The 7,723-nt window shown below is 62.2% G+C and carries 6 protein-coding genes; 4 read left to right on the top strand and 2 right to left on the bottom strand.

Annotated elements, in window-relative coordinates; all coding sequences use genetic code 11:
* Positions 1–253: 253 nt before the first annotated feature.
* Positions 254–622, top strand: coding sequence for a glyoxalase superfamily protein (locus tag DCO47_RS24245; RefSeq protein ID WP_116659089.1), 369 nt, complete (start codon positions 254–256; stop codon positions 620–622).
* A gap of 252 nt (positions 623–874) precedes the next feature.
* Here DCO47_RS24245 and DCO47_RS24250 read toward each other — a convergent pair whose 3' ends face one another.
* Positions 875–1,240, bottom strand: a complete 366-nt coding sequence (locus tag DCO47_RS24250) for a DUF6124 family protein (RefSeq protein ID WP_042608821.1) — start codon at positions 1,238–1,240, stop codon at positions 875–877.
* A 476-nt stretch (positions 1,241–1,716) separates the two neighbouring features.
* The gene (locus DCO47_RS24255) at positions 1,717–2,733 is read right to left on the bottom strand and encodes an AraC family transcriptional regulator (protein WP_116659090.1); all 1,017 of its coding nucleotides are present in this window, start codon (positions 2,731–2,733) and stop codon (positions 1,717–1,719) included.
* Positions 2,734–2,921: 188 nt separating this feature from the next.
* Between DCO47_RS24255 and DCO47_RS24260 the strand changes: the two genes are divergently transcribed.
* The 3 genes from DCO47_RS24260 to DCO47_RS24270 are packed head-to-tail and all read left to right on the top strand — an operon-like array spanning position 2,922 to position 7,665.
* The gene (locus tag DCO47_RS24260; protein ID WP_116659091.1) at positions 2,922–4,526 is read left to right on the top strand and encodes an FAD-binding oxidoreductase; all 1,605 of its coding nucleotides are present in this window, start codon (positions 2,922–2,924) and stop codon (positions 4,524–4,526) included.
* A complete protein-coding gene (locus tag DCO47_RS24265) occupies positions 4,523–6,118 on the top strand; it encodes a glycerol-3-phosphate dehydrogenase/oxidase (RefSeq protein ID WP_116659092.1) in 1,596 nt (531 codons plus the stop codon). The genes DCO47_RS24260 and DCO47_RS24265 overlap by 4 nt, the downstream gene beginning before the upstream one ends.
* Entirely contained in the window at positions 6,115–7,665 is a 1,551-nt protein-coding gene (locus DCO47_RS24270; protein ID WP_116659093.1) for an FGGY-family carbohydrate kinase, read from the top strand. The genes DCO47_RS24265 and DCO47_RS24270 overlap by 4 nt, the downstream gene beginning before the upstream one ends.
* Positions 7,666–7,723 lie beyond the last annotated feature (58 nt).

The following is a 7,723-nucleotide window of genomic DNA, read 5'->3' on the forward strand; positions in this document are numbered from 1 at the left end:
GTGGGCAGGACGGTTTCTGGCACGTGAAGGCGATTTGGGCGAAGGGTGTCGTTGATTCGAATGACGCCAAAAGATCGCAGCCTTCGGCAGCTCCTACAGGAGATCGCATTCCAATGCAGGAGCTGCCGAAGGCTGCGATCTTTTGATCTGTGTCTCATAGTGGCACTGTGCAATTAAAGAAAGCCATCAACAGGCCGATTTGCTGACATCCTCCCCGTCTACACTGTGGGGCCAATCAGTCAGGGAGCACCCCATGAGCTTCGGCAAAACCACCCCGATCCTGCGGATCTTCGATGAGGCCAAGGCTGTAGAGTTTTACGTCGATTTTCTCGGTTTCAAGATCGACTGGCAGCATCGCTTCGAAGCGAATTATCCGCTGTATCTGCAGGTGTCGCGCGGTGAGTGTGTGCTGCATTTGTCCGAGCATCACGGCGATGCGTGCCCGGGTTCCGCGCTGCGTATCGAGACCGATGAACTGGAGGCGTTTCAGCAGCAGTTGATGGCCAAGGACTATACGTTTTCCCATCCGCAGATTCAGGCGATGCCGTGGGGGAGTCAGGACATGACCATTGCCGATCCGTTTGGTAATCGGTTGGTGTTTACCAATGCGATCAGTCTTTGATCTGCATGCCTGAGATCAAAAGCCCCTCACCCTAGCCCTCTCCCGGAGGGAGAGGGGACCGACCGAGTTGCCCGTGCTTCAAACGTCGACCTGAACGACCGTGTCGAATATGGATTCACAGCGATCATTTCTGGTCGGCGTATTTCGTGAGCATCGCACGGTCGGCCCCCTCTCCCTCTGGGAGAGGGCTGGGGTGAGGGCAATCCCTGACACCCCACAAAAACCAGCTCACACCAAATCCCCCAAAAACCCTCAATCAGTCGGCACCAACCGATCCAGCACGCGATTCACTGCCATCTCCGCGACCATCACAATCTGCGCAATGCCCTGCAACGTCTTGCGTTGCGCACCGTTCACCAGCCCCGCCTGATCGTTGAGCATCACCGTCGCCGACCCCAGGGTTTCGCAGGCATCGGCCAGCAGCGATTCGTTGTCGGCGTCGGGATTGGCCATGTACAGCGTGTTGGATTTGTAGGGCGGGGCCATGAATTCAGCGCTGGATGGGCCGAGGTAATGATCGAGGGCGCGGTCGGCGGCTTCGTGGAATTTCTTGGACTCGGGGGATTCGTAGGGCGATGCCGGGTCGGTGGGTGGCGGGTTTGGGGTTACTTTGAACATATCCAGATCCTCATTTTGGCTGGCCACCGCTTCCCTACTAAAGGAAGTGGAGGCAGCTGTGCGCAGGTTAGTAGACCGGGGATCTGGGAAACCGGCGCGCCCGAGGGCGCCCTGCGCACAGCCACCATGAAGTTCAGGCGAGACCTGACTGTCTGATGAACTATGCACCCCAAATACTCCGGGCTACTAAACCCGATCACTGATGGGCAGTGACGCAATCACAGTAGCGATGAGGTCTGGGGCGCACAAGCCGGCGGATTCTGGCGCAGGCGTAGGCAGCGGCGCAAGGAATTGTGGGTGGTTTCGCGGAATACCGGGTTGATTTAAACAGCTGCGGCAAAGATTGTTTAAGCGGTGTAGCGGCTGGCCTCATCGCGAGCAGGCTCACTCCTACAGTTGATCTTCGGTGTACGCGGATTTTGCATACGCCAAAAATCCTTGTAGGAGTGAGCCTGCTCGCGATAGGGCCGGCACATTCACCGCCGATTCCGCAACCGAAACTCCCCCGGCGGCATCCCGCGCCAGCTCTTGAACGTGCGATGAAACGAGCGCGGTTCGGTAAAGCCCAGATACTGCGCAATGTCCTGAATCGGCAACGTGCTATTAAGCAAATAGTGCTCCGCCAACTCCTGACGCAGCTCATCGAGAATCTGCTGATACGACGTCCCGGCCTGCTGCAATTGCCGCTGCAACGTGCGCACCGACACGCTGAGCTGCTCCGCCACTTGCTCCTTGCGCGGCAAGCCCTCCTTGAGCAAACCGCGCAGGATGTTCTTCACCTGCTGCGCCAGCGACGCCTCTTCCAGCGTCGCCAGCAAACCCATAGCGTGTTCTTCCAGGGTTCGCAGCAATTGCGCATCGGCCTGGCGCAGCGGCAACTGCAAATACGCCAGCGGCACCACCAGCGCCGAATACGCCTGATCGAACCGCACTGGGCAACCGAAAAACGCCTCGTACTCGGCCAGCGTCACCTCATCCGGACGCGCATGCTCCAGCCATACGCAGGCCGGCGACAGCTGCGTGTCGGCGATCCAGCGCGCGTAGTGCAGCCACGAACCGAGCACGTTTTCCACCAGATGCCGGCGAATCCGTGGCCGCTCGTAGCGGCAAGTCCAGATCAGATGCACGTGCTCGCCCAGCACCTCGGCGCGGCTGACGCCCATGTCGCCGACGAGTTTTTCGAATGGCATGATCCGGCTCATAGCATCGCCCAGCGTCGCGCAATTCATGGTGATGTAACCGAGCACGCTCCATGAATTGGGCAGGACAAAATTTGCCGCGTGCAGCCCGAACAAGCCATCGCCCGAGTGCTCGCAGAAATAGTCCAGCAAGCGCTCGTGAACCTCACCCGGCAGGCGCAAGGTGTTGTCGCTCAACTGCTGCGCCTGCAACCCGGCCGCCGCCAACGCAGGCTCGATGGCCATGCCCAACTGTTCGGCATGACGCAGGTATTTGAGCAGCGGCGGAACGGAAGTGAAGCCGAGGGATGGCATGGTCGCGGTCCTTTGATCGACGGCGCGTGAGCGAATGAATGCCGCAAGGTAAGTGGATTGCCCGGCGAATGTAAATGCCCCGACGTTTGGCGCCATTGGCTACAGGTTCTGGCCGGATGCGACCGTGACAGATCTCCAGCGCTGACTAGTATGCAAGCTTGATCCGACGGCAAAAAAAGGACACACGCATGCGACGCTGGAACGGCTGGGGAGAGGCAGGCACGGTGGTCGAACTGCCGGCCCAGGGCGCGACGTTTCTCCACGAACGCCTGGGCGCTGGCCGGGCGCTGCCCGATGCGACGTTGGCAGCGGCGTTGGCGCAAGTGCCGACCTCGCGCCTGGTGCCGCATCGCTTGTACAGCGTCGACACTCACGATCGCCTGCTGCACGCGCGCGGCCAAAGCCTGCCGGACTGGCTGGCGTTGCGCGAAGGTGCGCTGGGCACTTATCCCGATGCCGTGGCATTTCCGGAAACCGCCGAGCAGATCCGCCAATTGCTGGCGCTCGCCCATGATCAGGATCTGTGCCTGATTCCCTACGGCGGCGGCACTTCAGTGGCCGGACACATCAATCCGCCGACATCCGCGCGCCCGGTGCTGACGGTGTCGCTGGCGCGGATGAATCGCCTGACCGACCTCGACGAACAGAGCCTGCTGGCGACGTTCGGCCCCGGCGCCAGCGGGCCGCAAGTCGAAAGCCAATTGCGCGCGCGCGGCTACACGCTGGGGCATTTTCCGCAGTCGTGGGAGCTGTCGACGCTGGGCGGTTGGGTGGCCAGTCGTTCCAGCGGCCAGCAGTCGTTGCGCTACGGGCGGATCGAGCAATTGTTTGCCGGCGGCACCCTGGAAACGTTCGCCGGGCCTCTGCAGATTCCGACGTTCCCGGCGTCGGCCGCCGGCCCGGATCTGCGTGAAGTGGTGCTCGGTTGCGAAGGCCGTTTCGGGATCATTTCCGAGGTCAAGGTGCGGGTCAGTGCGTTGCCGGCGGACGAACGTTTCTACGGCGTGTTTCTGCCCGACTGGCCGCAGGCGCTGCAAGCGATCCGGCAACTGGCGCAGGCGCGCGTACCGCTGTCGATGCTGCGCCTGTCGAACGCGGTGGAAACCGAAACGCAACTGGCGCTGGCCGGCCATCCGCAGCAGATCGCCTGGCTGGAGAAGTACCTCAAGCTGCGCGGTGCCGGCGACGGCAAATGCCTGCTGACCTTTGGCGTCACCGGCAATCGCCAGCAAAACGCACTGTCGCTGAAACAGGCGCGCGCGCATCTGAAATCCTTCGGCGGCGTCTTCATTGGCACGCTGCTGGGCAAGAAGTGGGCGCAGAACCGCTTTCGTTTTCCCTACCTGCGCGAGAACCTGTGGAACGCCGGTTACGTGGTCGACACCCTCGAAACCGCCACCGACTGGAGCAACGTCGACCACTTGCTCAACCTGATCGAAAACAGCCTGCGCGACGCCTTGGCCGCCGAGGGCGAACGCGTGCATGTCTTCACCCATCTCTCGCACGTCTACGGCGAGGGCTCAAGCATCTACACCACCTATGTGTTTCGCCCGGCGGCGGACTATGCCGCAACGCTGGCGCGATGGCGGGCGCTCAAACACGCGGCCAGCCAGACCATCGTCGACCACCACGGCACCATCAGTCATCAGCACGGCGTCGGCAAGGATCACGCGCCCTATCTGCTACGGGAAAAAGGCCCGCTGGCGATGCAGACCTTGCAGGCGCTGAGCGAACATTTCGACCCGGAAGGGCGCCTCAATCCCGGCACGCTGTTGCCAGAGTCGCGGCCATGACGGCGGAATGGAACGCGCAATGGCGCGAGCAGATGCTGCCGACGCTGGCGGATCAAACCTGGGACCTGATCGTCGTCGGCGGCGGCATCAGCGGCGCCGGAATTGTCCGCGAAGCGGCGCGCCGGGGCTGGCGTTGTCTGCTGCTGGAGCAGCGGGATTTTGCCTGGGGCACCTCCAGCCGATCATCGAAAATGGTCCACGGCGGTTTGCGGTACATCGCCAAGGGCCAGTGGCGCCTGACCCGCGATTCGGTGCGCGAGCGTCAGCGACTCCTCGACGAAGCGCCGGGGCTGGTCGAGCCGATGAGTTTCATGATGCCGCACTATCGCGGCGGCTTTCCCGGGCCGCGCATCATGGGCAGCTTGCTCTCGGTGTACGACGCGCTGGCGGGGCGGCGCAACCATGCTTTTCATGACGCCCAGCAACTGCGTTTTCTCGCCCCGGGGGTGAAGGAAAACGGTTTGCTCGGCGGCAGCTGTTTTGTCGATGCACTGACCGATGACGCGCGGCTGGTGATGCGCGTACTGCGCGAGGCTCGGGATGACGGCGCGGTGGTGCTCAATGGTGTGCGGGTCACGCAACTGCTGCGTGAAGACGGGCGGGTGTGCGGGGTTCAGGTTAAGGATTGCGAGGGCGGCACGACGCTACAAGTGCGCTCCGCTGTGTTGGCCGTGGCCACGGGTGCATGGGCTGAGCGCTTGCGTCCCGCTGAAGCTGTGAAGCAATTGCGACCGTTGCGCGGTAGTCATCTGTTACTGCCGGGCTGGCGCTTGCCGGTGGCGCAGGCGTTCACCTTTCTGCATGAGCGCGACCGGCGCCCGGTGTTTGTCTTTCCCTGGGAAGGCGCGACGGTGGTCGGCACCACGGACCTCGATCACCGCGACGATCTCGACCAGAGCGCGCGCATTTCCAGCGAAGAACTCGACTACCTGCTCGCCGCCTGTCAGCAGCAATTTCCCGGTGCCGAAATACGCGTCGACGACGTGCTCTCGACTTGGTCAGGCGTGCGCCCGGTGGTGGGCAGCGCGGCGGGTGCGCATCAAGACAAACCATCTAACGAAACCCGCGAACATGTGCTGTGGCAGGAGCCCGGTTGCGTGACGTTGGCCGGTGGAAAACTGACCACATTTCGTCCGCAAGCGATCGAAGTGCTCAAGGCTTGTGCGGCGATGCTTGGGCGTTCTTTTGTCGACGACGGCGCGCCGGTGTTCGCCGCTGTGCCGCCGCTGACGATTGCGGGACTGAGCGGCAATCAATGGCGACGCTTGGCCGGGCGTCAGGGTCGAGACCTGCCGAGGCTGGCGCAATTGCTCGGCGAACTCGGTCTGGAAACGGTTGGGGCCAGCGATACGTTGTGGGCAGAACTGGCGTTCGCCTGCGAGGCGGAAATGATTCTGCACCTGGATGATCTGTTGCTGCGCCGCACCCGTTTGGGCCTGTTGCTGCCGCGCGGTGGCGAGGATTATTTGCCTGCGATCCGCACGCTGTGCCAGCCACGATTGGCTTGGAACGATGAGCGCTGGCAAACGGAAATCCAGCGCTACCGCTTGCTGTGGCTGCGCGATCATGGCTTGCCGGAGATCACGCCATGAAATACCTATTAGCGATCGACAACGGCACCCAGAGCGTGCGTGCGCTGCTCTTCGATCTGCACGGCAATCTGCTCGGCAAAGGCAAAGTCGATCTGCAGGCGTACTACTCGACGCAACCCGGTTGGGCCGAGCAGGATCCGGAATATTACTGGGCGAAACTCGGCGAGGCCTGTCAGCAACTCTGGCAGCAGACCGGCATCGACCGTGCGCAGATTGCCGGCGTGTCCCTGACCACCCAGCGCGGCACCGTGATCAATGTCGATGCCGAGGGCAAACCGCTGCGCCCGGCAATTGTCTGGCTCGATCAACGTCAGACTGAAGTCGAGGGCGGCATCAAAGGGCCGTGGGGCTGGCTGTTCAAACTGGTCGGCGCCCAAGCAACGGTGGATTATTTCCGCGCCCAGGCCGAGGCCAACTGGATCGCCCGGCATCAACCCGAGGTGTGGGCGGCGACTGACAAATATTTACTGCTTTCTGGCTTTCTTACCCATCGCTTGTGCGGGCGCTTCGTCGATTCCGTGGGCTGCTGCGTCGGCTATCTGCCCTTCGACTTCAAACGGCTGAAATGGGCGGCCCCGCGTGACTGGAAATGGCAGGCACTGGCGGTGCGCCCGCAGCAGTTGCCGACCCTGCACAAACCCGGCGAAACCCTCGGCCACATCACGGCCGAAGCCGCCCGGCACACCGGCATTCCCGAAGGCCTACCGCTGATTGCCGCTGGCGCGGACAAGGCCTGCGAAGTGATCGGCTCCGGCGTGGTCGATGCGAGCACCGTGTGCCTGTCCTACGGCACCACCGCGACCATCACCAGCACCCGCTCGCGCTACCTGGAAATCGTCCCGCTGATCCCGCCCTATCCCTCGGCCGTGCCCGATCAGTACAACTGCGAAGTGATGATCTATCGCGGCTACTGGATGGTCAGCTGGTTCAAGAACCAGTTCGGCCTGCGCGAGATGCAACAGGCGAAAGCACAAGGGATCGAACCGGAGCAACTGTTTGACGCCTTGGTCGATGAAGTGCCGCCGGGCTCGATGGGCCTGATGCTGCAACCCTACTGGTCACCGGGGATTCGCGAACCGGGCGTGGAAGCCAAAGGCGCGATGATCGGCTTCGGCGACGTGCACACCCGCGCGCATATTTACCGCGCGATTCTCGAAGGACTGGCCTACGCGCTGCGCCAAGGCATGGAGAATATCGAGCGACGCTCAAAGGTCTCGATCAAACGCCTGCGCGTCGCCGGCGGCGGCTCACAAAGTGACGCCGCCATGCAACTGACCGCCAACATCTTCGGCCTGCCGGCCGAGCGTCCGCATGTGTATGAAGCGTCCGGGTTGGGGGTGGCGATTTGTTGTGCGGTGGGGTTGGGATTGCATAAGGATTTCCCATCGGCCATTGCCGCGATGACTCGGGTGGGGGCGGTGTTCACGCCGCAGCCTGAGGCGCACAAGATTTACCAGCAACTGTACAGAGAAGTGTATTTGCGGATGTATCGGCAGCTTAAACCGCTTTATCAGAGCATCCGCAAAATAACCGGATATCCCGTGTAGGAGTGAGCCTGCTCGCGATAGCGGAGTGTCAGTCAGCCTACCTGTTACTGACCCACCG

This window comes from Pseudomonas sp. NDM, assembly GCF_003105095.1.
GTDB classification, from domain to species: Bacteria; Pseudomonadota; Gammaproteobacteria; order Pseudomonadales; family Pseudomonadaceae; genus Aquipseudomonas; species Aquipseudomonas moraviensis_A.

What these genes read in the sequence shown, in the direction of transcription:
- DCO47_RS24255 (WP_116659090.1), bottom strand. Translation starts at nt 2,733, where the DNA reads ATGCCATCCCTCGGCTTCACTTCCGTTCCGCCGCTGCTCAAATACCTG.
- DCO47_RS24250 (WP_042608821.1), bottom strand. Translation starts at nt 1,240, where the DNA reads ATGTTCAAAGTAACCCCAAACCCGCCACCCACCGACCCGGCATCGCCC.
- DCO47_RS24245 (WP_116659089.1), top strand. Translation starts at nt 254, where the DNA reads ATGAGCTTCGGCAAAACCACCCCGATCCTGCGGATCTTCGATGAGGCC.
- DCO47_RS24265 (WP_116659092.1), top strand. Translation starts at nt 4,523, where the DNA reads ATGACGGCGGAATGGAACGCGCAATGGCGCGAGCAGATGCTGCCGACG.
- DCO47_RS24260 (WP_116659091.1), top strand. Translation starts at nt 2,922, where the DNA reads ATGCGACGCTGGAACGGCTGGGGAGAGGCAGGCACGGTGGTCGAACTG.
- DCO47_RS24270 (WP_116659093.1), top strand. Translation starts at nt 6,115, where the DNA reads ATGAAATACCTATTAGCGATCGACAACGGCACCCAGAGCGTGCGTGCG.